The organism is Chromobacterium vaccinii, assembly GCF_000971335.1.
Taxonomy (GTDB): domain Bacteria; phylum Pseudomonadota; class Gammaproteobacteria; order Burkholderiales; family Chromobacteriaceae; genus Chromobacterium; species Chromobacterium vaccinii.
In genome coordinates this window covers 22,829-48,884 of sequence record NZ_JZJL01000032.1, presented here as the reverse complement: position 1 = coordinate 48,884, position 26,056 = coordinate 22,829, and the positions used below count along the sequence as shown (strand labels likewise).

Annotated in this window: 22 protein-coding genes; 12 read left to right on the top strand and 10 right to left on the bottom strand. The window is 65.6% G+C overall.

The annotated features are described in order from the left end of the window. The first annotated feature begins 77 nt into the window (after positions 1-77). The 9 genes from VL52_RS15525 to VL52_RS15485 all read left to right on the top strand — a co-directional run bounded on the left by VL52_RS15525 (position 78) and on the right by VL52_RS15485 (position 10,504). On the top strand, positions 78-1,292 hold the full coding sequence (locus tag VL52_RS15525) for an aspartate aminotransferase family protein (protein WP_046157874.1): 1,215 nt from the start codon (positions 78-80) through the stop codon (positions 1,290-1,292). A 139-nt stretch (positions 1,293-1,431) separates the two neighbouring features. Continuing rightward, the gene (gene aruF / locus VL52_RS15520) at positions 1,432-2,451 is read left to right on the top strand and encodes an arginine/ornithine succinyltransferase subunit alpha (RefSeq protein WP_046157873.1); all 1,020 of its coding nucleotides are present in this window, start codon (positions 1,432-1,434) and stop codon (positions 2,449-2,451) included. 12 nt (positions 2,452-2,463) lie between these two features. Next, positions 2,464-3,510, top strand: a complete 1,047-nt coding sequence (gene astA, locus VL52_RS15515) for an arginine N-succinyltransferase (protein ID WP_046157872.1) — start codon at positions 2,464-2,466, stop codon at positions 3,508-3,510. Next, positions 3,507-4,967, top strand: a complete 1,461-nt coding sequence (gene astD, locus VL52_RS15510) for a succinylglutamate-semialdehyde dehydrogenase (protein WP_046157871.1) — start codon at positions 3,507-3,509, stop codon at positions 4,965-4,967. The genes astA and astD overlap by 4 nt, the downstream gene beginning before the upstream one ends. A gap of 10 nt (positions 4,968-4,977) precedes the next feature. Continuing rightward, positions 4,978-6,324, top strand: a complete 1,347-nt coding sequence (gene astB, locus VL52_RS15505; protein ID WP_046157870.1) for an N-succinylarginine dihydrolase — start codon at positions 4,978-4,980, stop codon at positions 6,322-6,324. A 662-nt stretch (positions 6,325-6,986) separates the two neighbouring features. Next, positions 6,987-7,916, top strand: coding sequence for a branched-chain amino acid ABC transporter permease (locus VL52_RS15500; protein WP_046157869.1), 930 nt, complete (start codon positions 6,987-6,989; stop codon positions 7,914-7,916). A gap of 16 nt (positions 7,917-7,932) precedes the next feature. Then, positions 7,933-9,024, top strand: coding sequence for an ABC transporter permease subunit (locus tag VL52_RS15495; protein WP_046157868.1), 1,092 nt, complete (start codon positions 7,933-7,935; stop codon positions 9,022-9,024). 2 nt (positions 9,025-9,026) lie between these two features. After that, entirely contained in the window at positions 9,027-9,797 is a 771-nt protein-coding gene (locus tag VL52_RS15490; RefSeq protein ID WP_021478328.1) for an ABC transporter ATP-binding protein, read from the top strand. Further along, positions 9,794-10,504, top strand: coding sequence for an ABC transporter ATP-binding protein (locus VL52_RS15485; RefSeq protein ID WP_046157867.1), 711 nt, complete (start codon positions 9,794-9,796; stop codon positions 10,502-10,504). The genes VL52_RS15490 and VL52_RS15485 overlap by 4 nt, the downstream gene beginning before the upstream one ends. 181 nt (positions 10,505-10,685) lie before the next feature. On the opposite strand, the gene VL52_RS15480 is transcribed toward VL52_RS15485, so the two are convergent. Further along, the gene (locus tag VL52_RS15480; protein WP_046157885.1) at positions 10,686-11,402 is read right to left on the bottom strand and encodes a substrate-binding periplasmic protein; all 717 of its coding nucleotides are present in this window, start codon (positions 11,400-11,402) and stop codon (positions 10,686-10,688) included. A 412-nt stretch (positions 11,403-11,814) separates the two neighbouring features. On the opposite strand from VL52_RS15480, the gene VL52_RS15475 reads away from it, so the two are divergent. Continuing rightward, positions 11,815-12,585, top strand: a complete 771-nt coding sequence (locus VL52_RS15475; protein ID WP_021478330.1) for a substrate-binding periplasmic protein — start codon at positions 11,815-11,817, stop codon at positions 12,583-12,585. Between the two features lie 53 nt (positions 12,586-12,638). After that, positions 12,639-13,397 carry a YdcF family protein gene (locus VL52_RS15470; RefSeq protein WP_046157866.1) on the top strand — a complete coding sequence of 253 codons (759 nt, stop codon included), beginning with the start codon at positions 12,639-12,641 and terminating at the stop codon, positions 13,395-13,397. Between the two features lie 122 nt (positions 13,398-13,519). Here the strand turns inward: VL52_RS15470 and VL52_RS15465 are convergent, their stop codons facing one another. Continuing rightward, positions 13,520-13,780, bottom strand: coding sequence for a hypothetical protein (locus tag VL52_RS15465; protein WP_046157865.1), 261 nt, complete (start codon positions 13,778-13,780; stop codon positions 13,520-13,522). Between the two features lie 203 nt (positions 13,781-13,983). Continuing rightward, complete coding sequence (locus tag VL52_RS15460) at positions 13,984-15,108, bottom strand: multidrug effflux MFS transporter (protein ID WP_046157864.1); 1,125 nt, start codon at positions 15,106-15,108, stop codon at positions 13,984-13,986. Between the two features lie 95 nt (positions 15,109-15,203). Between VL52_RS15460 and VL52_RS15455 the strand changes: the two genes are divergently transcribed. Beyond that, a complete protein-coding gene (locus tag VL52_RS15455) occupies positions 15,204-15,968 on the top strand; it encodes an AraC family transcriptional regulator (protein WP_046157863.1) in 765 nt (254 codons plus the stop codon). On the opposite strand, the gene VL52_RS15450 is transcribed toward VL52_RS15455, so the two are convergent. The 7 genes from VL52_RS15450 to VL52_RS25590 form a co-directional block, all read right to left on the bottom strand. Beyond that, entirely contained in the window at positions 15,965-16,606 is a 642-nt protein-coding gene (locus VL52_RS15450; protein WP_046157862.1) for a hypothetical protein, read from the bottom strand. The genes VL52_RS15455 and VL52_RS15450 overlap by 4 nt on opposite strands. 52 nt (positions 16,607-16,658) lie before the next feature. Beyond that, on the bottom strand, positions 16,659-18,017 hold the full coding sequence (locus VL52_RS15445; RefSeq protein ID WP_046157861.1) for an alkaline phosphatase: 1,359 nt from the start codon (positions 18,015-18,017) through the stop codon (positions 16,659-16,661). Positions 18,018-18,037: 20 nt separating this feature from the next. Continuing rightward, positions 18,038-19,498 (bottom strand): alkaline phosphatase, encoded by a 1,461-nt coding sequence (locus VL52_RS15440; RefSeq protein ID WP_046157860.1) that lies wholly within the window; start codon positions 19,496-19,498, stop codon positions 18,038-18,040. A 97-nt stretch (positions 19,499-19,595) separates the two neighbouring features. Then, a complete protein-coding gene (locus tag VL52_RS15435) occupies positions 19,596-20,735 on the bottom strand; it encodes an HD-GYP domain-containing protein (RefSeq protein ID WP_046157859.1) in 1,140 nt (379 codons plus the stop codon). 73 nt (positions 20,736-20,808) lie between these two features. Further along, on the bottom strand, positions 20,809-24,744 hold the full coding sequence (hrpA, locus tag VL52_RS15430; protein WP_046157858.1) for an ATP-dependent RNA helicase HrpA: 3,936 nt from the start codon (positions 24,742-24,744) through the stop codon (positions 20,809-20,811). 75 nt (positions 24,745-24,819) lie between these two features. Beyond that, the gene (gene zigA, locus VL52_RS15425; RefSeq protein ID WP_268753717.1) at positions 24,820-25,935 is read right to left on the bottom strand and encodes a zinc metallochaperone GTPase ZigA; all 1,116 of its coding nucleotides are present in this window, start codon (positions 25,933-25,935) and stop codon (positions 24,820-24,822) included. Further along, positions 25,926-26,033 carry a GTP-binding protein gene (locus VL52_RS25590; RefSeq protein WP_268753716.1) on the bottom strand — a complete coding sequence of 36 codons (108 nt, stop codon included), beginning with the start codon at positions 26,031-26,033 and terminating at the stop codon, positions 25,926-25,928. The genes zigA and VL52_RS25590 overlap by 10 nt, the downstream gene beginning before the upstream one ends. Between the last annotated feature and the right edge of the window lie 23 nt (positions 26,034-26,056).

Genomic DNA, 26,056 nt, shown 5'->3' with positions numbered 1-26,056 from the left:
AGAATCGATCGAGCATGTAAAAACAGCCGCGCGGAAAAAGCGTTGGCGCACGACAGAACAAGGAAGGAAAACCATCAATGAGCAATTCGGTAACCCGCGCTGATTTCGACCAGATCATGGTGCCCAACTACGGCCCGGCCGGTTTCATCCCGGTTCGCGGCGAAGGATCCCGCGTCTGGGACCAGGACGGCCGCGAATTCGTCGACCTGGCCGGCGGCATCGCCGTCAACTCGCTGGGCCATTGCCACCCGGAACTGGTGGCCGCGCTGACCGAGCAGGCCAACAAGCTGTGGCACGTGTCCAATGTGTTCACCAACGAGCCGGCGCTGAAGCTGGCCAGCCTGCTGGTGGAGAAGACCTTCGCCGAGCGCGTGTTCTTCTGCAACTCCGGCGCCGAGGCCAACGAGGCCGCGTTCAAGCTGGCGCGCAAGTACGCTCATGACAACTTCGGCGCCGACAAGAACCAGATCCTGTCCTGCGTCAATTCCTTCCATGGCCGCACGCTGTTCACCGTCAGCGTGGGCGGCCAGCCCAAGTACACCGAAGGCTTCGGCCCGGTGCCGGGCGGCATCGGCCATTTCGAATTCAACGACATCGAATCGCTGAAGGCGGCCATCTCCGACAAGACCTGCGCGGTGGTGATCGAGCCCGTTCAGGGAGAGAGCGGCGTGCTGCCGGCCGATCCGGCATTCCTCAAGGCCGCGCGCGAGCTGTGCGATGCGCACAACGCGCTGCTGATCTTCGACGAAGTGCAAAGCGGCATGGGCCGCACCGGCGCGCTGTACGCCTACCAGCAGTACGGCGTGACGCCGGACATCCTGTCGTCCGCCAAGGGCATAGGCGGCGGCTTCCCGATCGGCGCGATGCTGACAACCGAGAAGGTGGCCAAGAGCTTCGGCATCGGCAGCCACGGCTCCACTTACGGCGGCAATCCGCTGGCCTGTGCGGTGGCCCACAAGGTGGTGTCCATCGTCAGCTCGCCCGAGGTGCTCGCCGGGGTCGAGGCGCGCCACAACCGTCTGGTGGCCGGCCTGGAGGCGATCAACGCCAAGTACAAGGTGTTCAAGCTGGTGCGCGGCAGGGGCCTGTTGATCGGCTGCGTGCTGACCGACGAATACAACGGCCGCGCCCGCGAATTCCTGAAGGCTGCCGAGAAGCAGCAACTGATGATTCTGGTGGCGGGCCTGAGCGTGCTGCGCCTGGCGCCGTCGCTGGTGATCAGCGATGCCGACATCGACGAGGGTCTGAAGCGCCTCGACGCCGCCATCGCCGATCTGCAGTCCGCCAAGTAAGCCAGCAAGGCCGCGCCGCGTGGCTCGCCATGCGGCTTTCCCGACCAAGACGCAAACGCCACGACCCCGCTTCGGCCGGGTCGCGGCTGCGGCTGCGCCCGCGATACGCGCGGCCGCCCCAACCCAGGGAGGTAGTCCCATGTTTACCGTGCGTCCCGTCCGCACCTCGGACCTGCCGGCGATCGAGCGGCTGGCGCAAGCCAGCGGCATCGGCGTCACCAGCCTGCCGAGCAACCGCGAGAAGCTGTTCGAACGCATACAGCAGTCGGTCAGCGCCTTCGAGCACGAAGCCACCGGCGAAGCCAGCCGCGACTACTATATGTTCGCGCTGGAGCAGGGCGGCGCGGTGGTGGGCACCGCGTCGATCTGCGCGTCGGCCGGCTTCGACGAGCCCTTCTACAGCTACCGCAGCGAAACCGCGGTCCACGCCTCCCGCGCGCTCAAGGTCAACAACCGCGTCCACGTGCTCAACATCTGTCACGACCTGACCGGCACCGTGCAGCTGTGCGGCTTCTTTGTCGACAGCGGGCTGGACGCCATCGCCGGCGAGCTGATGTCGCGCGCCCGGCTGCTGTTCATCGCCGGCGAGCGCGAGCGCTTCGGCCGCCGCATCATCGCCGAGATGCAGGGCGTGCACGACGACGCCGGCCAGTCGCCGTTCTGGAACGCGATCGGCCGCCGCTTCTTCAACCTGGATTTCCTGCAGGTGGAGCAGGCCTTCGTCAGCCACAGCAAGACCTTCATCGCCGAGCTGATGCCCAGCTACCCGATCTACGTGCCGCTGCTGCCCGACGAGGCGCAGCAGGCGATCGGCCAGATCCACCCGCACTTCGAGCGCGTTTGCCAATTGCTGTGCAAGGAAGGCTTCGAAGCCGACAACTATCTGGACATCTTCGACGGCGGCGCGGTGCTGACCGCCGAGCTGGACCGCCTGAAGACGGTGGAGCACAGCCGGGCTTACCCGGTGGAAATCCAGGCCAGCCTGCCGGCGCAGGCCAGCCTGCAGCTGGTCAGCAACCAGCGCCTGGCCGGTTTCGCCGCCACCGCCGCCCGCGTGGCGGTGGTGGACGGCGTGGCCTTCATCAATCCCGACGCGGCCAAGGCGCTGGGCGTATCCAGCGGCGACAGGGTGCGCGTCGCCGGTTTGCAGCAAGACTAAGGAGGCCTGGCCATGATGTTTATCCGTCCCGTTGAACACAAGGACCTGCCGGGCTTGATGGAGCTGGCCAGGAGCGCCGCCAGCGGCGGCGTGGGCCTGACCTCGCTGCCGATCAACGAAGACCGGCTGCAGAAGCGCATCGCCCGTTCGGTGCTGTCTTTCTCCGGCGAGCTGGACCGCGCCGACCACGGCTACGTTTTCGTGCTGGAGGATTCGGAAAACGGCAAGGTGGCCGGCATCTGCGCGGTGGAAGCCGCCGTCGGCCTGAAGGAGCCTTGGTACAACTACCGCATCGGCACCATCGTCCACGCGTCGGAAGAGCTGGGCGTGTACAGCCGCCATGAGACATTGTTCCTGTCCAACGACCACACCGGCTATTCCGAGCTGTGCACGCTGTATCTGCACCCGGACTACCGCGTCAAGCGCAACGGCGGCCTGCTTTCCAAGAGCCGTTTCCTGTTCCTGGCGCAGTTCCCGCAGCTGTTCGGCAAGATGGTGGTGGCCGAGATGCGCGGCGTGTCCGACGAGAACGGCCGCTCGCCGTTCTGGGAGGCGCTGGGCCGCCATTTCTTCTCCATCGATTTCGCCGAGGCCGACTACCTGACCGGCATCGGCCAGAAGGCTTTCGTCGCAGAGCTGATGCCCAAGCATCCGGTCTACGTCGACTTTCTGGAGCCGGAAGCGCAGGCGGTGATCGGCCTCACCCACGAGGCCACCCGCCCGGCGGTGGCGATGCTGGAGTCGGAAGGCTTCCGCTACGAGGGCTATGTCGACATCTTCGACGCCGGCCCGACCGTGCAGGCCTACACCGGCGACATCCGCGCGGTGAAAGAAAGCCAGCGCCTGCCGGCGCGCGTCGTCGATCCGTTGCCGGACGGCGACAAGGAATGCTATCTGGTCTGCAACGACGCCTTGCAGGACTACCGCGCGGTGCTGGCGGAGTCGGTTCGGCCGCAGGGCGAATTCTGCCTGACGCCGGAACTGGCGCGGGCGCTCAAGATTAAAGACGGCGATCACGTCCGCTGCGTGACGCTGACGCCGAAGGAGGCAGCGCAATGAGCAGTCTGTTCATCGATGGCAAATGGCTGGCCGGCGACGGCGAAGCCATGGCCAAGACCAATCCCGCCGACAACGCGCCGTTGTGGCAGGGCCGCGCCGCGAATGGGGCCCAGGTGGACGCCGCCGTGCGCGCCGCCCGCGCCGCCTTCCCGGCCTGGGCACGCATCGGCGTCGACGCGCGCGCCGCCGTGGTGCGCCGCTTCGGCGAGCTGCTGACCGAGCGCAAGGCCGAGCTGGCCCGCGTCATCGCCCAGGAAACCGGCAAGCCGCAGTGGGAAGCGACCACCGAAGTGACCACCATGGCCGGCAAGATCGACATCTCGCTGAAGGCGCTGGCCGAACGCACCGGCGAGCGCGCCGCGGCGATGGGCGACGCCCAGGCGGTGCTGCGCCACAAGCCGCACGGCGTGGTGGCGGTGTTCGGCCCGTACAACTTCCCCGGCCACCTGCCGAACGGCCACATCGTGCCGGCGCTGCTGGCCGGCAACGCGGTGATCTTCAAGCCGTCCGAGCTGACGCCGTGGACCGCCGAGGAAACCGTCAAGCTGTGGGCCGAGGCCGGCCTGCCGGCCGGTATCATCGGCCTGGTCCAGGGCGCCAAGGACACCGGCGTGGCGCTGGCCGGTCATGACGGCCTGGACGGCCTGTTCTTCACCGGCAGCTCCGCCACCGGCGCGCTGCTGCACAAGCAGTTTTCCGGCCGCCCGGACAAGATCCTGGCGCTGGAAATGGGCGGCAACAATCCGCTGATCGTAGGCCCGGTGGCCGACGTCGACGGCGCGGTCCACCACGCGATCCAGTCCGCCTTCGTCTCCGCCGGCCAGCGCTGCACCTGCGCGCGCCGCCTGCTTGTGCCGCAGGGCCAGTGGGGCGACGCCTTCATCTCCCGCTTGGTCGAGGTGGCCGGCAAGCTGCGCGTCGGCAAGTTCGACGCCGAGCCGGCGCCGTTCCTGGGCGCGGTGATCTCCAACGCCGCCGCCGACTCGCTGCTCAAGGCGCAGGACGCGCTGGTCGCCGCCGGCGGCAAGCCGCTGTTGGCGATGCGCAGGCTGGAAGAGGGCGCGGCGATGCTGACGCCGGGCATCATCGACACCACCGCGGCCGCCCGTCCGGATGAGGAATTCTTCGGCCCGCTGCTGCAGGTGATCCGCTACAGCGATTTTGATCAGGCCATCGCCATCGCCAACGACACCCGCTTTGGCCTGGCCGGCGGCGTGCTGTCGGACAGCCGCGAGCTGTACGACCGCTATTGGCTGGAGTCGCGCGCCGGGGTGGTCAACTGGAACAAGCCCTTGACCGGCGCCGCAAGCAGCCAGCCGTTCGGCGGCATCGGCGCGTCCGGCAACCATCGCCCCAGCGCCTACTACGCGGCCGACTACTGCGCCTACCCGGTGGCTTCGCTGGAATGCGACAGCCTGACGCTGCCGGCGCAGCTGTCGCCGGGCATTGTGCTGTGAGGGGAATGCGATGAACGCCTATGAAGTGAATTTCGACGGCCTGGTCGGCCCGACGCACAACTACAGCGGCCTGTCCTTCGGCAACGTCGCCTCCACCAGCAACGTCAGAGCGGCGTCCAATCCCAAGCTGGCGGCCAAGCAGGGCCTGCAGAAAATGAAGGCGCTGCACGACCTGGGCTTCAAGCAGGGCGTGCTGGCGCCGCAGGAGCGGCCCGACGTGGCGTCCTTGCGCCGGCTGGGCTTTGCCGGCAGCGACGCCGAGGTGATCGCCCGCGCGGCCAGGGAGGCGCCCGCCATCCTGGCGGCGGCGACGTCGGCGTCCTGCATGTGGACCGCCAACGCGGCCACGGTCAGCCCGTCGGCCGACACCGCCGACGGCCGCGTGCATTTCACGCCGGCCAATCTGAACAACAAGTTCCACCGCTCGATCGAGCACCCGACCACCGGCCGCGTGCTGCGGGCGATGTTCGCCGACGAGGCGCGCTTCGCGGTGCATGAGGCGCTGCCGGCGCAGATGCACTTCGGCGACGAGGGCGCGGCCAACCATACCCGCTTCTGCGCCGGCTACGGCCAGCCGGGCGTGGAGTTCTTCGTGTTCGGCGCGGCGGCTTTCGACATGCGCTATTCTAAGCCAGCCAAGTTTCCGGCGCGGCAGACGCTGGAGGCCAGCCAGGCGGTGGCCAGGCTGCACGGCCTGGCCGAGGCAGGCGTGGTGTACGCGCAGCAGGACCCGGACACCATAGACGCCGGCGTGTTCCACAACGACGTGATTGCGGTCGGCAACGGCGAAGTGCTGTTCCACCATCAGCAGGCCTTCCTCAACCAGGCCGACGTGCTGGACGAGGTCGCCCGCAAGCTGGCGGCCCGCGGCGGCCGTTTCGCCGCCATCGAGGTGCCGCGCGCCGAGGTGACGGTGGAGGAGGCGGTGAAGAGCTATCTGTTCAACAGCCAGTTGCTCTCCAAGCCCGGCGGCAAGATGCTGATCGTGGTGCCGGAAGAGTGCCGCAACAGCGAACGGGTGTGGAGCTATCTGCAAAAGCTCATCGCCAGCGGCGGCCCGATCGACGAGGTCAGGGCGTTCGACCTGAAGCAAAGCATGCAGAATGGCGGGGGCCCGGCCTGCCTGCGCTTGCGCGTGGCCTTGACCGAGTCCGAGCTGGCGGCGGTGAATCCCAGGGTGCTGATGAGCGACGCGCTGTTCGCGACGCTCAACGACTGGGTGGACCGCCATTACCGCGACCGGCTGGCGCCCGAGGATCTGGCCGATCCGCAGCTGTTGGCCGAATGCCGCGGCGCGCTGGAGGAACTGACCCGCATCCTGGGTCTGGGCAGCGTCTATCCCTTCCAACTGGCCTGAGCCGCGCTTTCCGCATTGAAACCCGCCCCGGCAGCGCCGGCGCGGGTTTTTTCTTGTACGCGGATTTAGCGGCTGTTAACAAATTGCTTGCCGGCTATTCCAAATGCGGGACTATGGTGAGAATTGGCATGGATGTTGCATATTTGAATCGGCGCCGGCATGAAGTCACAGAGGGAAAGGCGATTCCGCAAGAAATTTTCTACAGTCCGGCGGTTGCAGAAAAATGGATAGCAAGTGGTACTGTAGATTGTATGCAAATGAATGATGCTCATGCGTGTATGTTCGCAATGGGTGCACGGGACGCGAGGGGCCTGTTCGAATGTGAATAAAAAGAATGGCAAATATGACTGAAATGTAAAATGGACTGTAAAAGGGAAAGAGTTTTGCCAAGTCGGGTCTATAGTAAATTTCCACATGAAGAAAACAATGAAAATCCTTTTGAAATCAAATGGATAAATTGATTTTAAAAGATGGTTTCACAGGCTGTTTTTGAGACGACTATTCGCAATTGACAGTCGATTGGATACATGGTGATAATCGGTTCGCCTGTCGGACAGAAGCCAAAAAAAACGGCGCGTCCCAGGCGGTAAAACAGGCAGCAGTCAATAAGAGGAGACATCCCGCAAAGCTGCCGGGTAGACAATCAGAGGAGATCTCCAAACGTGGACATTTTTCTGCAGCAAATCCTGAACGGCCTCGTTCTGGGCAGCATCTATGCGCTGATCGCGCTGGGCTACACCATGGTGTACGGCATCATGGGCCTGATCAACTTCGCCCACGGCGAGGTGGTGATGTTCGGCGCCATGGTCACCATCACCGTCATCACCACCCTGATGGGCATGGGCATCAACCTTCCGGGGCCGGCGCTGGTGCTGATCGGCCTGCTGGTGGCCATTCCGGCCTGCATGCTGCTCGGCTTCACCATCGAGCGCATCGCCTACCGCCCGTTGCGGGGCAAGCAGCGCCTGGCGCCGCTGATCACCGCCATCGGCGTATCCATCGTGCTGCAACAGGTCGCCATCCTGATCTGGGGCCGCAATTACATCCCCTTCCCGCAGATTCTGGACCATGACGTGGTGACCATCTTCGGCGCCAGCATCACCAAGCTGCAGATCGTGATCATCGTGCTGTGCCTGGCCATCATGGCCGGCCTGCTGCTGATGGTGGAGAGGACCAAGCTTGGCCGCGCGATGCGCGCCACCAGCCAGAATCCGGCCGTGGCCGGCCTGATGGGGGTCAACGTCAACACCATCATTTCCGCCACCTTCGTCATCGGCTCCGGCCTGGGCGCGATCGCCGGCGTGATGGTGGCCACCAACTACGAGCAGGCCCACTACTACATGGGCTTCATGATTGGCCTGAAGGCGTTCACCGCCGCGGTGCTGGGCGGCATCGGCAATCTGGGCGGCGCGGTGGCCGGCGGCATCCTGCTGGGCATCATCGAAAGCCTGGGCGCCGGCTACATCGGCACGCTGACCGGCGGTTTCCTGGGGTCCAACTATCAGGACATCATCGCCTTCATGGTGCTGATCCTGGTGCTGATCTTCCGTCCGTCCGGCCTGCTGGGCGAAAAAATGGCCGACCGCGCCTGATCCGGAGGAGAGAGACATGGATCTGAACCATCTGAGCACCGGCAAGAAAATGGCGGTATTCGCCGCCAGCGCCGTCCTCCTCGCCGTGCTGCCTTTCCTGGTCGGCGGCACGCTGGGCAATTCCTGGGTGCGCATCATCGACTTCGCGCTGCTGTACGTGATGCTGGCGCTGGGTCTGAACATCGTGGTGGGCTTCGCCGGCCTGCTGGACCTGGGCTTCATCGCCTTCTACGCGATCGGCGCGTATACCTACGCGCTGCTGAGCTCGCCGCACTTCGACATCCACTGGCTGTTCTTCCTGACCATCCCCTTGGGCGCCGCCTGCGCCTCGCTGGGCGGGGTGTTGCTGGGCACGCCGGTGCTGAAGCTGAAGGGCGACTACCTGGCCATCGTGACCCTGGGTTTCGGCGAGATCGTGCGCATCTTCATGAACAACCTGAACTCGCCTATCAACATCACCAACGGCCCGCAGGGCATCAACCTGATCGACCCGATCCACATCGGCGGCGCGTCGCTGGGCCAGACCATCGAGTTGTTCGGCCTGAGCTTCCACAACGTCTACCTGTACTACTACCTGTTTCTGGCGCTGACCGTGCTGGTGGTGATCATGGCCTGGCGCCTGCAGCACTCCCGCATTGGCCGCGCCTGGGTGGCGCTGCGCGAGGACGACATCGCAGCCGCGGCGATGGGCATCAACATCCGCAACATCAAGCTGCTGGCCTTCGGCCTGGGCGCCTTGTCCGGCGGCGTGGCCGGCGGCCTGTTCGCCTCCTTCCAGGGCTTCGTGTCGCCGGAATCGTTCAGCCTGCTGGAGTCCATCATGATCCTGGCCATGATCGTGCTGGGCGGCATGGGGCATATCCCGGGCGTGATCCTGGGCGCGGTGGTGCTGACCATCGCCCCGGAAATCCTGCGCGACGTGATCGGCCCGCTGCAGATGAAAACCTTCGGCCGGATGCTGATCGATCCGGAGAATGCCCGCATGCTGCTGTTTGGTCTGGCGATGGTGGTGATGATGCTGGTCCGTCCGGAAGGGATGTGGCCTTCCAAGCGCCGTAAGGCTGAATTCCAGCACGCCAAAGAAGAAGCGGCTGCGCAGAAAGGTTAATCATGGCTGAAGTTTTGCTGAAAATCGAAGGCATTCATAAACGCTTCGGCGGCCTGCACGCGCTGAGCGACGTCGGGCTGACCATCAACAAGGGCGAGATCTACGGCCTGATCGGACCGAACGGCGCCGGCAAGACCACCTTGTTCAACGTATTGACCGGCCTTTACGTGCCGGACGAAGGCAAGTTCGCTTTCGACGGCCACGATCTGTTCCAGCAGAAACCGCACGTGGTGGTGGCCGCCGGCATCGCCCGCACCTTCCAGAACATTCGCCTGTTCGCCGAGATGACGGCGCTGGAGAACGTGATGGTGGGCCGCCACATCCGCTCCAAGGCGGGCGCGCTGGGCGCGGTGCTGCGCGACAAGGGCACGATGGACGAGGAGCGCTCGATCGAGGCCAAGGCCTGGGAGCTGCTGGAGTACGTGGGCATCGCCGACGTGGCCGAGGAGCGCGCCCGCAACCTGTCCTACGGCCACCAGCGCCGTCTGGAGATCGCCCGCGCGCTGGCCACCGAGCCCAAGCTGCTGGCGCTGGACGAGCCGGCCGCCGGCATGAATCCGCGCGAAACCGAAGAGTTGAAGGCCTTGATGAGCAAGATCCGCGACGGCGGCGTCACCGTGCTGCTGATCGAGCACGACGTCAAGCTGATGATGGGTCTGTGCGACCGCATCGCGGTGCTGGATTACGGCAAGAAGATCGCCGAGGGCGTGCCGGAAGAAGTGCGCCGCAATCCGAAAGTGATCGAAGCCTACCTGGGAGCGGCCCACGCATGAGCATTCTGGAAGTCAAAAACCTGCAAGTGGCCTATGGCGGCATTCAGGCGGTCAAGGGGGTCGATTTTCACATCGACCAGGGCGAATTGGTGACGCTGATCGGCGCCAACGGCGCCGGCAAGACCACCACGCTGAAGACGCTGGTGGGCATGGTGAAGAAGTCCGGCGGCAGCATTGTCTACGACGGCAAGGACGTGGCGTCGATTCCGTCGCACGATTTCGTCCGCCACGGCCTGGCCATGGTGCCGGAAGGCCGCGGCGTGTTCGCCAAGCTGACGGTGGAGGAAAACCTGCAGATGGGCGCCTACTACCGCAACGACAAGGCCGCCATCCAGAGCGAGATCGAGCACGTTTACGAACTGTTCCCGCGCCTGAAGGAGCGCCGCCTGCAACTGGCCGGCACCCTGTCCGGCGGCGAGCAGCAGATGGTGGCGATGGGGCGGGCGATGCTGTCCAGGCCCAAGCTGCTGCTGCTGGACGAGCCGTCGATGGGTCTCGCGCCCATCATCGTCGAGAAGATCTTCGAGATCATCCAGATGGTGTCCAAGCAGGGCGTGACCATGCTGCTGGTGGAGCAGAACGCCAAGCTGGCGCTGGAGGTGTCGCAGCGTGGCTACGTGATGGAAAGCGGCCGCATCACCATGAGCGGCGACGCCAAGGAGCTGCTCAACGACGAACGCGTGCGCAACGCCTACTTGGGCGAGTGAGTTTCGCCTAAGTCACCAAATCCCCCGCCGGCTCTGCCCGCGGGGGATTTTGTTTTCGTCCGTCCGTCCGGCCTCATGATCTTGCATGCGGCTGCCGGAGCCGGGCTTGCGAGACGCAAATGCATATCCGATGCGTCCCGCCCTTCACGCCTGCCTGATTGTGAAGATCACAGGCGGGCTTTCAGATTCTGGCCTGCTTCAGCATCTTGTCCAGCGTGCCGTCCTGCCGCATCGCATCGAGTCCGCGGTTGAAGTCCTGGATGCGTTTTGCCGCTTGCGGCTGCCGCTTGGCGATGCCCAGGCGCATAGGGTAGACGATGACGGCGGGCGGCAGCCACTCCAGTTTGGGCGCGAGAGCGGCCAGGCTGCCGTCCAGCAGGTAGTTGGCGACGCCGCGGTCTATCAGCGCCAGGTCGATGTGATGCGCGGCCAGCTTGGCCAGATTGCTGGCGTCGCTCAACGTTTCGTCGGTTTTCAGCCGGGCGGCGTCGAAGGTCTCGGAATTGGCGTAGCCGCGCACAATGCCTATGGTGTAAGGCTTGAGGTCGGCCAGCGTACGGTAGCGGATGTCGTTGTCGCGGCGCTTGAAGAAGCCGATGTGGTTGTCGAGGAAGGCCTGGGAGAACAGGAAGACACGTTGCCGCTCCGGCGTGGTCCACAGTCCGACGATGCCGTCCAGATGGCCGTCGCGCGCCTCGCTGACTGCGCGGGCCCAAGGCAGGTAAATGGTTTTGGCTGAATAGCCGGCGCGGCGGAAAGCTTCGCGGACGATGGCCACCGCCACGCCGCCGTTTGCCATTTGCGACGACATATAGGGCGGATATTCGGAGGCGGCCAGCGCCAGGGCATCGGCGCTTCGCGCCGCGCCGGCGAGGAAGGATAGGGAAACCACAAGCATGAGCGTGTATTTCCAGCTGGCCATCGCCTCCCTCCATGGTTGCCGCCGCGCAAGCGGCTTGGTCTGCGTGATTCGAGTATAACGACAAACCTTGGACGCGCGCGCGGTATCCTCCTGGCATCTGGATGGCCCGCGGCTGCGGGCGGACATGTCGCCCGGTTTGCTGTCGGCAACCAAGCGGATGCGAGGGCAAGCTCATGATTTGTTGCGGATGGCCAGGCGCGGCGCGCCGGGGTTTGTATAGATATTCCCTGGCCGCGACAGCGGTATGGGCCTCGCTCGGGTGTGGCGGCCGCGCACATGATGAAATGCTGATATTTGCTGGCGGCCCGAGTCGCGTATCCGTTGCGGATTGAGTAAAGAGCCTTCCTTCGCTAAATTCAAGACATACCCTTCTATCGCGCAAATCGCCATGAGCCGCTTCCGCCTGCTGTTCGCCGCGCTGTCCACCGTATTGGCGCTATCGGCGAAGGCTGGCGGATTGCCTGCGCTGGATATCCTGACCGAGGATGATCCGCCGCTCACTTTCAGCCAGAACGGCAAGCCCGCCGGACTGGTGGTCGAGGTGGTGCAGGAGATCCAGCGCCGTGTCGGCAGCCATGATCCCATTACCGTCATGCCCTGGGCGCGGGGCTACCGGCTGGCGCAAACCCAGGAAAACACGGCGCTGTTCAACACCAACCGGATCGCCGAGCGCGAGCGTCTGTTCAAGTGGGTGGGGCCGGTCACCACCACGCTCGGCAGCTTCTTCGTCCGGCGCGACAGCAAGCTCAAGCTGGTTTCGCTGGATGATGCCAGAAAGCTTGGCCAGATTCTGGTGGTGCGCGACTGGTATCTGCAGCTGATGTTGTCGGCGCAGGGGTTTTCCAATCTGAACGCCATCGTCACGCCCAATCAGATGGTGTCGATGCTGATGCATGGCCGGGCAGACGTCATCGCCAGTGAGAACACCACCATGCCCACGCAGCTGAAGCAGCTGGGCTATCAACCCGCCGACGTGCGCAAGGCTTACACCTTCATTCATACTTCGGGCTATATCGCGTTTTCGCCCAAGACTTCCGATGCGGTGGTCAGGGCCTGGCAGCAGGCGCTGGACGATATGAAGCGGGACGGCAGCTTCGCCGCCATCTATCGCCGCTGGCTGCCCGGCGAGCCTGTGCCGGGGCTGACCGGCGAAAAATAGTGCAAGGCGCGCCCGCGGCGCGGGACGCCGTTCGATTTCGACAAGGGAAAACCATGTTCAGCCAGACCGTTTTTTGGCACAGCCTGCTGGGGGCCTTGCTGCTGCCGCCGATTCTCAATCTGCTGCCCATCGTCGCCGGCGCCATGCTGATCCGGCGCTGGCAGCATGTCGGCCGGCTGCTGCTGGCTTTTGGCGTGGCGCTGACTTATCTGCTGTCGATTCCGCAGACGGCGGTGTGGCTGGCGCAGGGCGTGGAGCGCTATCCGCCCATCCGCCCGGCCGATTTGTCGGCGGTGGACGCCATCGTGGTGCTGGGCGGAGGCAAGCGGGCCGCGCCGGAATTCGGCGGCAACGCGCCCAGCGGCGACACGCTGGCGCGGCTGCGCTACGCCGCCTATCTTGCGCGGCACAGCGGCAAGCCGCTGCTGGCGACCGGCGGCGCGCCGTTGGGCGGCGAGCCCGAAGGGGACGTCATGGCGCGCGCGCTGCGCGACGATTACGGCATCCGCGCGCGCTGGGTGGAGGATAAGTCCGACACCACGCTGGACAACGCGCGCTTGTCGGCGGCGATGCTGAAAGCGGATGGCGCGACGCGCGTCGCGCTGGTCAGCCAGGGTTGGCATCTGGCGCGCGCGGTGCCGTTCTTCCAGCGGCAGGGTCTGCAAGTGCTGCCGGCCCCGACTGGCTTCATCCGCTATGAAGGCCCGGCGTACCGGCGCTACATTCCCAGCGGCAAGGCGATGGAAGAGTGCCATGCCTTGCTGCGCGAATATATCGGTTTGCTTTACTACCGCATGAGGCCGGGAGCCTGAGCTTTCCCGGCAATGGCGAGCCGCCGGCGTAAATGTAAAAGCCTTGCCTGGCGAGGCAAGGCTTTTTCCATTTCAACTCAACAACGATGCAGGGCGGTGGAGGATAGCGAGTTCGGACATCCCTATGATTCGTCTGGCAGCGTCTGTGAAGGGCGGCGCGGGCCGGCAAAGATCTTTACGAAGATGGAAACCAGTATCAGCAGTGTCGCCAGCCCCGGCAGCATCAGCAGGCCGCACAGGATGAGGGCGAGCAGGGATAGCAGCGCCAGCCGCCCCCAGCCGACTTCCATCAGCCAATCCACATACAGCCGCCAGTAGATGGCTATCTTGTGGCAGGCGGCGTTGAGGTCTGCCAACGCTTCCGAGTGATTGTGCCGGTTCATGCGATTCTCCCGTGTCTGAGTGTAGCCTGACTTTAGGTTGCGGCTTGGCGCCGCGATACGGGATTGCGACGGAATGCGCCGCGCTGGGGATGGAATGGCGATAGGCGCGATGAACGGGCGGAGAGCATATGGGCTTTCCGCCCGGGATCCTGGACGCGACAGCGCTCAGGCCTGGCTTGCGTTTCAGCCGGGGCGCGCTCGAGCTACTTCGGCGACCGGCACAGCAGCGTGGCGGCGGCGCAGACGCTCAGCGCCAGGCCGAGGTTTTGCGCCAGGCCGGCCAGGCCCAGCATCACGCTCAGCAACAGATAATAGCTGAGGCCGAACAAGGCGCCGGCGGCGCCGGCCTGCTCGCGGTAATGGCGCAGCGCCTGGCTCAGCGCATTGGGAATGGCGATGCCGAAGGCGATCACCACGCCGGTGACCGGCAGCAGTATCCATGCCGAATCTCCAAGCAGCCAGGCGGCCAGGCCGGACAGCAGCGCCAGCCGGCAGGCGGCCCGCACCAGCTGCGCCGGCTGCCGTCCGCTTCCCAGCAGCCTGCGGTTCAGCAGGCTGCCCAGCAGCGAGGCTGCGGCCAGCGCCGCGCCGGACCAGCCGAACTGGCTGGGACTCCAGCCCTGGCGCTCGAACAGAAACGGCGCCAAGCTGTAGTAGCTGAACAGCATCGCGTTGAACAACGCCACCAGCATCGCGTTGCGCCACAGCTCGGCGTCGCGCAGCATCCGGCCGGCCAGCCGCGCCATGTCGGGGCGGACCGTTTCGAGCGGGCGGGTTTCCGGCAGCCGCAGCGCCGCCAGCGCCAACAGCGCGAAGGCGAGCAGCAGCAGGGCGGCGAACACGCCTTGGTGGCCGAAATGGCCTGCCAGCCAGCCGCCGCTGACCAGGCCCAGCACCGGGCTCAAGGCCAGCGCCGCCCCCAGCAGCGAGAACACGCGCGCCAGCCGGATCGAATCGTAGCTGTCGCGCAGCATGGTCTGCACCACCACCGAGCCGGCCGCCGCGCCGAGCGCGGAAATCATCCGCGCCAGCAGCAGGGTGTCGAAATCGGGGGCGGCCAGCGCCAGCGCGCAGCCGGCGCCGTAGCAGGCCAGTCCCAACAGCATCGCCGGACGGCGGCCCAGCGCGTCGCTGAGCCAGCCCCACAACGCGACGCCGGCGGCGAAGGCCAGGAAGTAGACCGACAGCGTTTGCGAAGCGCGCGTCTGGCTGACGCCGAAGGCGGAGGCGATATCGGTCAGCGCCGGGCTGTAAATGGTTTCCACCAGTTGCGGGAACGTGATCAGCGCCGTCAGCAGCCACAGCGCCGGACGGGTCGTCGTTTTCATTGCTTTTTCCTTTCTTTCTTGACGGCCGCCAGTCTAGAGAAAGGAGATTTGTCTGATTACAATGATATGGACTTTATCTATTGAAAATCGGACATATGGCTTTGATTCTGGCCGAACAGGAATTCGACGCCGACGGTTTCGACGCGCCGGTGATAGGCATCGCCGCCGACATGGGCCTGCACGATTCCGGCCGCCACTGCCACCGCCGTCACCAGCTGCTGTTCGCCGCCGCAGGCTGCATCACCATCGAGCTGGCGGATACGCTGTGCCTGCTGCCGCCCAGCCGCGCGGCCTGGATTCCGGCCGGCACCGCGCACCGGGTGCTGATGCGCGGCGTGGTCGCCTATCGTTCGCTGTATTTCGCCGCCGAGCTGCCGTTTCCCGCGCCGCCCTTGCAGGTGGTGGAGGTCAATCCATTATTGCGCGAGGTGATAGAGCGGATGGCGTTCTGGCCGTGGGATTGGCCCGTCGAAAAACAGGCTGGCCTGCTGGCGGTGTTCGGCGAGGAACTGCAGGCGGCGCGGGGAGAGAACTGGCGGCTGCCGTTTCCCTCCGACGCCAGGCTGGCGGCCTGGCTGGACAGCGTGCATCGCGGCGAGCTGCCGCCGCGGCTGAACCAGCTGGTGGAGCAGGTGGGGGCCGGCGAGCGCACCATCAGCCGAATCTTCATCCGCGACACCGGCATGAGCTACCAGGCCTGGCGCCAGCAGTGGCGCCTGCTGCGGGCGATGGAGCTGCTGGCCGACGGGACAAGCGCCGGCGAGACGGCGCAGCGGCTGGAGTTCGCCAGCGACAGCGCCTTCATCGCCTTTTTCCGCCAACACACCGGCGAGACGCCGGCGCGTTACGCCCAAGCCTAATCCAGCGTATCCAGGTAGTCGAGCGCCGGCCAGCCGGCGCTGCGCCGCCAAGGCGGGACGAAACCGGCCGGCAACGGCAGCGGCTCCACAGTGATGGTTTCGCGCTGACGGCCGTCGGCCGAGCGCAGCGACACCTGCAGCGGCATCTGCCAGCGCTCGCTCCAGCGCAAGGTCTTGCCGGCCTTGCTGTAGACCACGGCGTCCGCGCCGCCGGATTTCCTGGCGAAGCCGCGCATCTTGGCCATGTCCACCAGCTGGCTGGCTCGCGCCCAGGAGCCGTCGAAGCCGGCATCGCGCCATTCGCGCGGCTCGACGACGATTCTTTCCTTCTTGGCCGCGTGGACGAACTCCACTTTCAGCTCGCCCTTGGCGTCGCGCCAGACGTGGCGCGGGGCGGCGGCGAAATCCAGGTGCTGGTGGCCGTCGTCGTCGTGGCGGTGCGGCGCGCCGGCGTTCAGACGTTCGCGCCAGGCATGTCCGTCCTGGCGCACCCACCGTTCGCTGTAGCGGATGGTTTTCTCGACGCCGTCGGCGCCCTGGCTGATGGTTTCGTAGCGGACGACGGCCTGCAGATCGGGCGGGGCGGCGAGCGCCTGCTGGGCGGCGAGCGCCAGCGCGGCGAGAGACAAGAATTTCATCGATATCTTTCAAAGCGAAGCGCGCGGCCGGGCGGCCGCGCGCGGGAGGGGATTACAGGCCGAGCGCGGATTTCACCAGGCCGAACACCTTGGTGTTGTCCATCACGCCCTTGAAGCCCTTGCTGCCGGCGCCGCCGGACATCAGCATCACGTCGCCGCCGCCGTGGGTTTCGCTGGACAGGCGGATGCCGGTTTCCTGCTGGTAGTCGTCGGCGGTGGCGGCGGCCGAATCCACCGACACGCGGGTCGGCTTGCGGTTGGGGCCGTTGCCGAAGACCAGCGTAGTGTAGACGGCGCCGTCGGCGTCCTTGGCCGGCTGGCCGTCCGAGTAGCCGCGCGCGATGTCGTGGATGGGGTTGCCGCGCTTGGAATAGCCGTTGATGGTCATGGTGTGGTCGTGGTCGGCGGTGACGACCACCAGCGTGTTGTTCAGGTCCACCTTGGCCAATGCGGTCTTGATCGCGTCGTCGAAGGCGACGGCGTCCACCAGCGCGCGCTTGGCGTTGGTGCCGTGCAGCGCGTGGTCGATGCGGCCGCCTTCCACCATCAGCACGTAGCCGTTGCCGTTCTTGGCCAGCACGTCTATCGCCGCCGCGGTCATCTGCGCCAGGCTGGGCTGGTCCACCTTGTTCTTGACGCGGTCCAACTCGTATTCCAGGTGGTCCTTGCCGAAGATGCCCACCACGCGGCTGGCGGATTTGGCGTCGAAGGCGGCCAGATCGGCGCCGGTCTGCAGCACCGGATAGCCCTTGGCGGCGAATTCCTGCAGCAGGTTGCGGCCGTCGCCGCGCTTGCCGCCGCTGGCCTTGGGCAGCAGGAATTTGCCGCCGCCGCCCATCAGCACGTCGAGGCCGTTGCCCAGCTTGGCGTTGTAGCCGGCGCCGCCCGGCACCGCCTGGGCGATGATGTCGGATTCAGCGTCGCGGTGGCAAACGTGGGCGTAGGTGGCGGCCGGGGTGGCGTGGGTGACGCGGGTGGTGGTGACCGCGCCGATGGCCTTGCCCTTGGCCTTGGCCAGCTCCAGCAGCGTGGCGGCCGGCGCGCCGTTATTGCTGCCGCAGTTGCCGGTGCCGTCGCTGTTGGGCTCGATGGCGCGGGTGTCGGACGACATCGAGATCACCTCGTTGTTCATCTTCACGCCGGTCATATAGGCCGACATCGACGGCGCGCTGTCGGTGGTCTGCGCGTCATTGGAGAAGGTCTTGATGCGCGCGGTGCGACCAAGCTTCTCCATATTGAGCTTGCCGCTCTCGCCGTACTGGTAGATGCGGGCAGCGGTGACGGTGGCCGGCCCCATGCCGTCGCCGAGAAAAAAGATCACGTTCTTGGCCTCGCCGGCGGCGTGGGCGGGGATGGCGGGCAGCGCGGCCAGCACGGCGGCGGCCAGCAGGGTTTTCATCGCGGTTTTCATTTTATTGTTCTCCAATGCGCTTACAGGCCGGCGGCCTTCTTGACCAGACCGAACACTTCGATGTTTTCCAGGAAGCCGTGGATGCTGTCCGCGCCCTGGCCGATGGCGCCGATGTAGACATCAGTGCCGCCATGGGTCTCGCCGCCGGCCGGCATCCGTATCGCCGCCTCCTGGTGGTAGTCGTTGGCCGAGACGGCGTCGTCGGTCAGCGCGGCCGCCGCGCTTCGGGCGCCGGCGACGCGGTTTTCGCCGTTGCCGAAGCCGATGATGGAGTAAGGCATGCCGTCGGCGTCGGTCAGGTTCTTGCCGCTGACGTAATCCTTGGCCAGACCCAGCACGCCCGGATTGCCCGGCGCGGTCTTGCCGGTGCGTTTGGCATAGCCATTCAGCACCAGGGTGTGGTCGTGGTCGGCGGTGACGACGATCAGCGTGTTCTTCAGACCGGGGTCTTTCTGCTGCATCGCGCTGATCGCGGCCTGGATGGCCTGGTCGAAGGCCACGGTGTCCTGCAGCGCCTTCTTGGCGGTGGTTTCGTGCAGGGCGTGGTCGATGCGGCCGCCTTCCACCATCAGGAACATGCCTTGCTTGTCGCTGCGGTTCGCCAGCAGGTCGATGGCCTTGGTGGTCATCTCGGCCAGGCTGGGCTCCTTGTTCGGGTCGCGGTCCAGGTCGTAGCTCATGTGGCTGCTGGTGAACAGGCCGACGGCGCGCTGGGTCTTGGCCGGATCGATGGCGCTGAGCGCGGTTTTGTCGGCGGCGTAGCCGTAGCCCTTGGCCTTCAGCTCCGCCACCAGGTCGCGGCCGTCGGCGCGCTTGCCGCCGGCTGCCTTGGGCAGGAAGAACTGGCGGCCGCCGCCGAACACCACGTCCACGCCGTCCCGCAGCGAGGCGTTGTATTGCGCGCCGCCCGGCACCAGTTGGGCGGCGATGTCGGATTCGGCGTCGCGGTGGCAGACGTGGGAATAGGTGGCGGCCGGGGTGGCATGGGTGACGCGGGTGGTGGTGACCACGCCGGTGGCGCGCTTGCCGGCTTTGGCCAGTTCCAGCAGCGTGGATACCGGCTTGCCGTTGCCGGCGCCGCAGTTGGACGTCAGGTCGGCGGTGGGCGATTTGGCCACGGTGTCGGTGGACATCGAGATGACTTCGTTGTTCATCTTGACGCCGGTCATGTAGGCCGACATCGACGGCGCGCTGTCGGTGACCTGGGCGTCGTTGGAGAAGGTCTTGACGAAGCCGGACTCCGGCAGCGTGTCCATCGTCAGCTGGCCGTCCTCGCCGGCGGCGTAGATCCGGGCGGCGGTGCTGGTGGCGATGCCCATGCCGTCGCCGAGGAAGAAAATGACGTTTTTGGCGGCGGCCGCAGCCGGCGGCTGGGCTTCTGCGTTGTCCTGAGAGCGGGGGGCGTTGCCGCCGCCTCCGCTGCTGCAGGCGGCAAGGGCCAGCGCGGCCAGCAGGCCGGCGCCGAGAGTGAAAGTGCGCATCACGGAATACCTTATTTTAGTAAAAATGCGCACAAATGATATTTTTAAGGTATTTCTGCCAAAATACCAAAATATTAAGATTGGATGACGAAGGGATTCAGCTCTTCCACAGATGGGCGAGGAAGGACACCCGCACCTTGGCCTCGCCGGCATGGCAGGGCGCCGTGACCTTATGCGCCGGCTTGCTGGTGTCCCGCAGCAGCGGCTCTCCGAAGGGCGGGCCGTCGGCGCGGCGTATCGCCGCCACCAGCGGCTCGCTTGGCTTGGCGCCGGCCGAGATCACCACGCAGATTTCCTCGCTGGCGATGCGCACGAAGCTGCCGGGCGGGTAGATGCCCAGTTCCTTGACCAGCATGGTGATGAAGGCCTGATCGAATTCGTTGTCCTTGCGCTGGAAGATCTGCCCCAGCGCGGTGGCCGGCAGCAGCGCCGATCGGTAGCGGCGCGGCAGCAGCTTGGCGCAGGTGATGTCGGCCAGGCGCAGCATGTGCGCCGGGGGCAGGATCTGTTCCCTGGACAGGCCGAAGGGGTAGCCGTTGCCCTGCCAGGACTCGTGGTGGGTCTGCACCAGCGTGTGCCACAGCTGGTCTTCCACCCCTGCCTCCCTGAGGATGGCCGAGCTCATGATCGGGTGGTCGAGCACCGCCCGGCGCTGGTCGTCGTCGAGGCGGGAGGCCTGGCCGAACAGCTCGTTTTGCAGCTCCACCTGAGAGATGTTCATCGTCAACGCCGCGCAGATCAGCGTCTCGCGGTGCTTGGGCGGCAGCGTGATGTGGCGGGTGAAGATGGACAGCAGCGCCGCCGCGTGCAGCGAGTGGGCGACGCTGTATTCGGAAAACGGCACCAGGAAGATGGAAGCGATCAGCGCGTCCGGAAATTTCTCGGCCAGCTGGATCAGCGACTGGGCGATCTCCATCACCTTGGCTTCGAAGTTGCGGGTGACCAGCGCATGGTGGAGCACGCTGCGCACGCGCTGTTGCAGGAAGGCGATGTCCTCGAACAGCGATGGCTTGTGATTGTCGTTGAGGTTGGGCTTCTCTACCGGCTTGGCATCGGCCTTGGCTTCGGCGAAGCCCAGGCTGACCAGTTTTTGCTTCTGCTCCGGCGTCAGCACGTAATGGCCCCGCTTGAGCAGCAGGAAACCGCTCTTGGAATAGACGTCCACCGGCAATTCCTTGCCGATGGACAGCATCGATGAAGAAACCTTGGTCGGTTTCTTGCCTGAGTCAACGGTCATGTCGATAGTCGCTTGCGACGTGAAAATTCACAGCATGATAATTCAATGTCATTGCAAGCTGTACTCAATCTCGCTATCGCGGCAACTCGTTCCAGACTTTTTGCAGCCGCTTGACCGAAACCGGGTACGGCGTTTTCAACTCCTGGGCGAACAGGCTGACGCGCAATTCCTCCAGCATCCAGCGGAAATCCAGCACCGCCGGTGCCGCTTCGCCCTGTTCCTGCTGTTCGGCCACGCGCTGTTCCCACTGCTGCCACAGCTCGCGGATTTCCGCGCCGCGCTGGCCGTCCCGCTGCGGATTGGCCGGCTGCTTGTCCATCCGCATGCTCATCGCCTTCATGTAGCGCGGCAGCTGGGGCAGCTGGCTCCAAGGCGTGGCGGCCAGGAAGCCCTTGTAGACCAGCTTGTCCATTTGCTGTTTTAGCTCATGGCCCAGCTTATGCTTCTGCATTTTATTGCTTAGCGGAACATACTCGGCGGCGATCTGCTGCAGGTATTGCGCCACCGCCTGGATCACCGCCGGCAAGCGCGTGCGGGCGCGGTTCTTCTGGTCGTTGAAGGCCTTTTCATTGCGCGGCAGCGCGTCCTCGCCGATGAAGGCGCGGTCGCAGATGGCGGCGATGGCGTCGGCGAGCAGGTCGTCGGCGTTGGCCACCGCGCGCAGCTGCAGGCCGATTTGCGTCATGCCCGGCAGGCCTTTGCCGAGCTGCTTCATCTGCTCTTTCAATTGCAGCTGCAGCAGCTTCACCACGCCCTGGCGGTGATGTCTTTCCGCCACGGCCTGGGTGTCGAACAGGCGGATGGCGACGCGGTCTTCCTCCAGCGTCAGCGCCGGGTAGCCGGTCAGCTGCTGGCGGCCGCGGGCGAACTGTATGCTTTCCGGCAGTTCGCCGAAGTCCCAGGTCTTGACGTCGTCGCGCTCGAATTCGGCGCTGGTGTCGCGGAAGGTCAGCTGCGCCGCCTGGCCGAACTGCTTTTGCAGCGCGGCCAGGTCGCGGCCCATGCCGATCTCCTGCTTGCCGTCGTCGATCACGCGGAAGTTGAACAGCATGTGCTCCGGCAGTTCCTGCTTGTTGAACTCGTCGATGTCCACCTTGACGCCGCCGGTCTCGCGCAGGATGAAGCGCGCCAACTGCGGCGCGATCGGTTGTTGCAGGTCCGGATTGGTCAGCAGGAAGCGGGTGATGAAATCCGGCACCGGCACGCAGCAGCGGCGGATCTGCTTGGGCAGGCCCTTGATCAGCTGCTGCAGCTTGTCGCGCAGCATGCCCGGCACCAGCCATTCGAAGGGCCCCGGCGTCAGGCGGTTCAGGATGGCCAGCGGCACGTCGATGGTGACGCCGTCCAGCGGGTGTTTCGGCTCGAAGCGGTAGCGCAGCTTCAGCTTGCCGTCCTCCAGCTCCAGCCATTCCGGGAACTGGTTTTCGGTCACGTGCTGGGCGGCGTGGCGCATCAGCTCTTCGCGGGTCAGGTGCAGGAGCTTGGGCTCGGCTCTTTCCGCTTCCTTGCGCCAGGCTTCGAAGCTGGCGGCGTCCACTACCTCGGCCGGGATGCGTTCGCTGTAGAAGGCGTACAGCGCTTCCTCGTCCACCAGCACGTCCTGGCGGCGCGCCTTGTGCTCCAGTTGCTCCACCTCGCGGATCAGCTGCTGGTTGCGTTGGAAGAAGGGCGCGTTGCTGACGTATTCCATATTCACCAGCGCGCCGCGGATGAACAGCTCGCGCGCTTCTTCCGGCGCGATGCGGCCGTAGCTGACGGCTCGGCGCGGGATCAGCGTCAGGCTGTACAGCGTGACGCGCTCGCTGGCCACCACTTCGCCGCGGCTCTTTTCCCAATGCGGTTCGAAGTAGTGGTACTTCACCAGATGCGGCGCCAGCTTTTCCACCCATTCCGGCTCGATCTTGGCCACGCAGCGGGCGTAGAGGCGGGTGGTCTCCACCAGTTCGGCCGCCACCAGCCACTTGGGCTTGGCCTTCTTCAGGCCGGAGCCGGGGAAGACGTGGAAGGCGACGCCGCGCGCGCCCTGGTAGTCGTCGCCTTCCTGGTTTTTCATGCCGATATTGCCGATCAGGCCGGTCACCAGCGCCTTGTGCAGGTTCTCATAGGCCACGGCGTCCAGTTGCTGGCGTTTCTTGGCCGACATCTGCGCGTCAGGCTGCTCGGCGTCGGCGTGGGCCTCGTCGCGGGTGATCAAGCCCAGTTCGCTGGCGATCTCGGCCAGCTGCGCGTGCAGCTCGCGCCACTCGCGCATGCGCATATACGACAGAAAGTGGTCGTGGCAGGCGTTGACCAGCTGGCGGTTGGTCTTCTTGTTCTTCAGCGCGTCGGCGAAGAAATCCCATAGGTGCAGGAAGGACAGGAAGTCCGACTTTTCGTCATTGAAGCGCGCCTGGGCCTTTTCGGCGGCGTCGCGGGCTTCGAACGGCCGCTCGCGCGGGTCCTGTATCGACAGCGCGGCGGCGATGATCAGCACTTCGCGCGCGCAGTGGAAGTCGCGGCCGGCGAGCAGCAGGCGGCCCACTTTCGGGTCCACCGGGATGCGCGCCAGCTCCTTGCCCACCGGGGTGAGCTCGCCCAGCTCATTGACGGCGCCCAGTTCGGTCAACACCTGGTAGCCGTCGGCCACCAGGCGGCTGGACGGCGCTTCCAGGAAGGGGAACTCGTCCACCTTGCCCAGCCGCAGCGCCGCCATGCGCAGGATCACCGCCGCCAGGTTGGAGCGGACGATTTCCGGGTCGGTGAAGGCCGGGCGGGCGTTGAAGTCGTCCTCGGCATACAGGCGCACGCAGATGCCGGACTCGACGCGGCCGCAGCGGCCGGCGCGTTGGCGGGCGGCGGCCTGCGACACTTTTTCCACCTGCAGCTGCTCCACCTTGGCGCGCGGGCTGTAGCGGTTGATGCGGGCGAGGCCGGTGTCGATCACGTACTTGATGCCGGGCACGGTCAGCGAGGTTTCCGCCACGTTGGTGGCCAGCACGATGCGGCGGCCGCCGGACGGCTTGAAAATCTTTTGCTGGTCCTCGTTGGACAGCCGCGCGAACAGCGGCAGGATCTCGTAGCCGCGGATGCCGGATTTGCGCAGTTTCTCAGCCGTCTCGCGGATTTCGCGCTCGCCGGGCAGGAACACCAGCATGTCGCCGGGCCCCTGGCGCGACAGCTCGTCCGCCGCGTCGACGATGGCGTCTTCCATCTCCATCTCGCGCTCATCCTCATCGCGCTGCTTCAGCGGCCGGTAGCGCACTTCCACCGGGTAGGTGCGGCCGGACACCTCGATCACCGGCGCGCCGTCGAAGTGCCTGGAGAAGCGGTCGGCGTCGATGGTGGCGGAGGTGATGATGATCTTCAGGTCCGGGCGGCGCGGCAGCAGCTGCTTCAGGTAGCCCAGCAGGAAGTCGATGTTCAGGCTGCGTTCGTGCGCTTCGTCGATGATGATGGTGTCGTACGCTTCCAGGTAGCGGTCGGTTTGCGTCTCCGCCAGCATGATGCCGTCGGTCATCAGCTTGATCACCGATTTTTCCGACAGTTTGTCGGTGAAGCGCACCTTGAAGCCGACATGCTCGCCCAGCTGCGAACCCAGCTCTTGCGCGATCCGCGTCGCCACCGAGCGCGCGGCCAGCCGGCGAGGCTGGGTGTGGCCGATCAGGCCGAACACGCCGCGGCCCAGCTCCAGGCAGATCTTGGGGATCTGCGTGGTTTTGCCGGAGCCGGTCTCGCCGCAGATGATCACCACCTGGTTCTTGTCGATCGCGCTCTTGATGTCGGGCAGCTTCTGGTTGACCGGCAGCGCGTCGTCGAACTGGGGCTTGGGCAGGTGCGCGCGGCGCGCGTCGGCGCGGCTGCGCGAACGCTCCACCTGGCCGGCGATGTCCGCCAGCAGCTTGTCGGCGAGCTGATTCTTCTTCAGCCGGTCGCCGGCGTCGGCGAGCTTGCGGCGTAGCAGGTGGCGGTCGCGGATCAGGCAGCAGGACAGGGCGGATTTCAGGTCGGCGAGGCGGGCGGCAGGAGTCATCGGCTAAAGAACGGAGAATTGCGGAAAGCGCCGATTATAGCAGAGCGGGCGGCGGCGAGCCGCCCGCGCTTGGCATCAGTCCTCGGCCTCTTCCTCGCGGATTTCCCAGCGCGGGAACGGATCATCCAGCGTGTCCCAGGCGGCCATGCCGCCGGCCAATTCGGCATCGTTCAGCAGACAGGCGTCGAAGCCGGCCGTCAGCGCCTGCCGGTCCATGTCCATGCCGATCAGCACCAGCTCCTGCTGGCGGTCGCCGAACGGCTCGGCCCAGCGCGAGCGGATCAGCGCCAGGCTGTCTTCGTCCTGGGGCCATTCCGCGCGCTCCAGCGCCGCCCACCACAAGCCGGCGCAGGAATGGCGGGCCACCGCGCCAGCCTGCGACCACAAGGCGGCGAACTGCGGCCGGCTGGCCAGCCAGAAATAGCCTTTGGAGCGCACCACGCCGGGCCATTCCTGCCGCATCCATTGCCACAGCCGCTGCGGATGGAAGGGACGGCGCGCGCGGTAGACGAAGCTGCTTATGCCGTAGGCCTCGGTTTCCGGCACATGCTCGCCGCGCAGTTCGGCCAGCCAGCCCGGCGCCTCGGCCGCGGCGTCGAAGTCGAAGCGGCCGGTGTTTAGCACCCTGTCCAGCGGCACGCGGCCGAACTCGCTGCGCACGATGTCGGCGCGCGGGTTCAGCGAGCGCAGAATGCCCTCCAGCTCGGCCAGCGCTTCGGCGCGGATCAGGTCGGTCTTGTTCAGCACGATGACGTCGCAGAACTCCACTTGTTCGATCAGCAGATCCACCACGGTGCGCTCGTCTTCCTCGCCCAGGCTGGCCTGGCGGTCGGTGAGGCTGTCGCGCGAGGCGTAGTCGCGCAGGAAATTGCAGGCATCCACCACCGTCACCATGGTGTCCAGCCGCGCCAGATCGGCCAGGCTGCGGCCATCGTCGTCGCGGAAAGTGAAGGTTTCCGCCACCGGCAGCGGCTCGGAGATGCCGGTGGATTCGATCAGCAGGTAGTCGAAGCGGCCTTCCGCCGCAAGGCGGCGGATTTCCAGCAGCAAATCCTCGCGCAGCGTGCAGCAGATGCAGCCATTGCTCATCTCCACCAGCTTTTCCTCGGCGCGCGACAACTGGGCGCCGCCTTCGCGCACCAGGCGGGCGTCGATATTGACTTCGGACATGTCGTTGACGATCACCGCCACCCGCTTGCCTTTTCGCGGTTGGCCAGAATGTGGTTCAGCAGCGTGGTCTTGCCGGCGCCGAGAAAGCCGGACTGCACCGTTACAGGCAGCATGTTCATGTTTTGACTCCTTGTTTGCGGGG

Coding starts and splice junctions, on each gene's coding strand:
- VL52_RS15525 (WP_046157874.1), top strand. CDS start 78: ATGAGCAATTCGGTAACCCGCGCTGATTTCGACCAGATCATGGTGCCC.
- aruF (WP_046157873.1), top strand. CDS start 1,432: ATGTTTACCGTGCGTCCCGTCCGCACCTCGGACCTGCCGGCGATCGAG.
- astA (WP_046157872.1), top strand. CDS start 2,464: ATGATGTTTATCCGTCCCGTTGAACACAAGGACCTGCCGGGCTTGATG.
- astD (WP_046157871.1), top strand. CDS start 3,507: ATGAGCAGTCTGTTCATCGATGGCAAATGGCTGGCCGGCGACGGCGAA.
- astB (WP_046157870.1), top strand. CDS start 4,978: ATGAACGCCTATGAAGTGAATTTCGACGGCCTGGTCGGCCCGACGCAC.
- VL52_RS15495 (WP_046157868.1), top strand. CDS start 7,933: ATGGATCTGAACCATCTGAGCACCGGCAAGAAAATGGCGGTATTCGCC.
- VL52_RS15490 (WP_021478328.1), top strand. CDS start 9,027: ATGGCTGAAGTTTTGCTGAAAATCGAAGGCATTCATAAACGCTTCGGC.
- VL52_RS15485 (WP_046157867.1), top strand. CDS start 9,794: ATGAGCATTCTGGAAGTCAAAAACCTGCAAGTGGCCTATGGCGGCATT.
- VL52_RS15480 (WP_046157885.1), bottom strand. CDS start 11,402: ATGCTTGTGGTTTCCCTATCCTTCCTCGCCGGCGCGGCGCGAAGCGCC.
- VL52_RS15475 (WP_021478330.1), top strand. CDS start 11,815: ATGAGCCGCTTCCGCCTGCTGTTCGCCGCGCTGTCCACCGTATTGGCG.
- VL52_RS15470 (WP_046157866.1), top strand. CDS start 12,639: ATGTTCAGCCAGACCGTTTTTTGGCACAGCCTGCTGGGGGCCTTGCTG.
- VL52_RS15465 (WP_046157865.1), bottom strand. CDS start 13,780: ATGAACCGGCACAATCACTCGGAAGCGTTGGCAGACCTCAACGCCGCC.
- VL52_RS15460 (WP_046157864.1), bottom strand. CDS start 15,108: ATGAAAACGACGACCCGTCCGGCGCTGTGGCTGCTGACGGCGCTGATC.
- VL52_RS15455 (WP_046157863.1), top strand. CDS start 15,204: ATGGCTTTGATTCTGGCCGAACAGGAATTCGACGCCGACGGTTTCGAC.
- VL52_RS15450 (WP_046157862.1), bottom strand. CDS start 16,606: ATGAAATTCTTGTCTCTCGCCGCGCTGGCGCTCGCCGCCCAGCAGGCG.
- VL52_RS15445 (WP_046157861.1), bottom strand. CDS start 18,017: ATGAAAACCGCGATGAAAACCCTGCTGGCCGCCGCCGTGCTGGCCGCG.
- VL52_RS15440 (WP_046157860.1), bottom strand. CDS start 19,498: ATGCGCACTTTCACTCTCGGCGCCGGCCTGCTGGCCGCGCTGGCCCTT.
- VL52_RS15435 (WP_046157859.1), bottom strand. CDS start 20,735: ATGACCGTTGACTCAGGCAAGAAACCGACCAAGGTTTCTTCATCGATG.
- hrpA (WP_046157858.1), bottom strand. CDS start 24,744: ATGACTCCTGCCGCCCGCCTCGCCGACCTGAAATCCGCCCTGTCCTGC.
- VL52_RS25590 (WP_268753716.1), bottom strand. CDS start 26,033: ATGAACATGCTGCCTGTAACGGTGCAGTCCGGCTTTCTCGGCGCCGGC.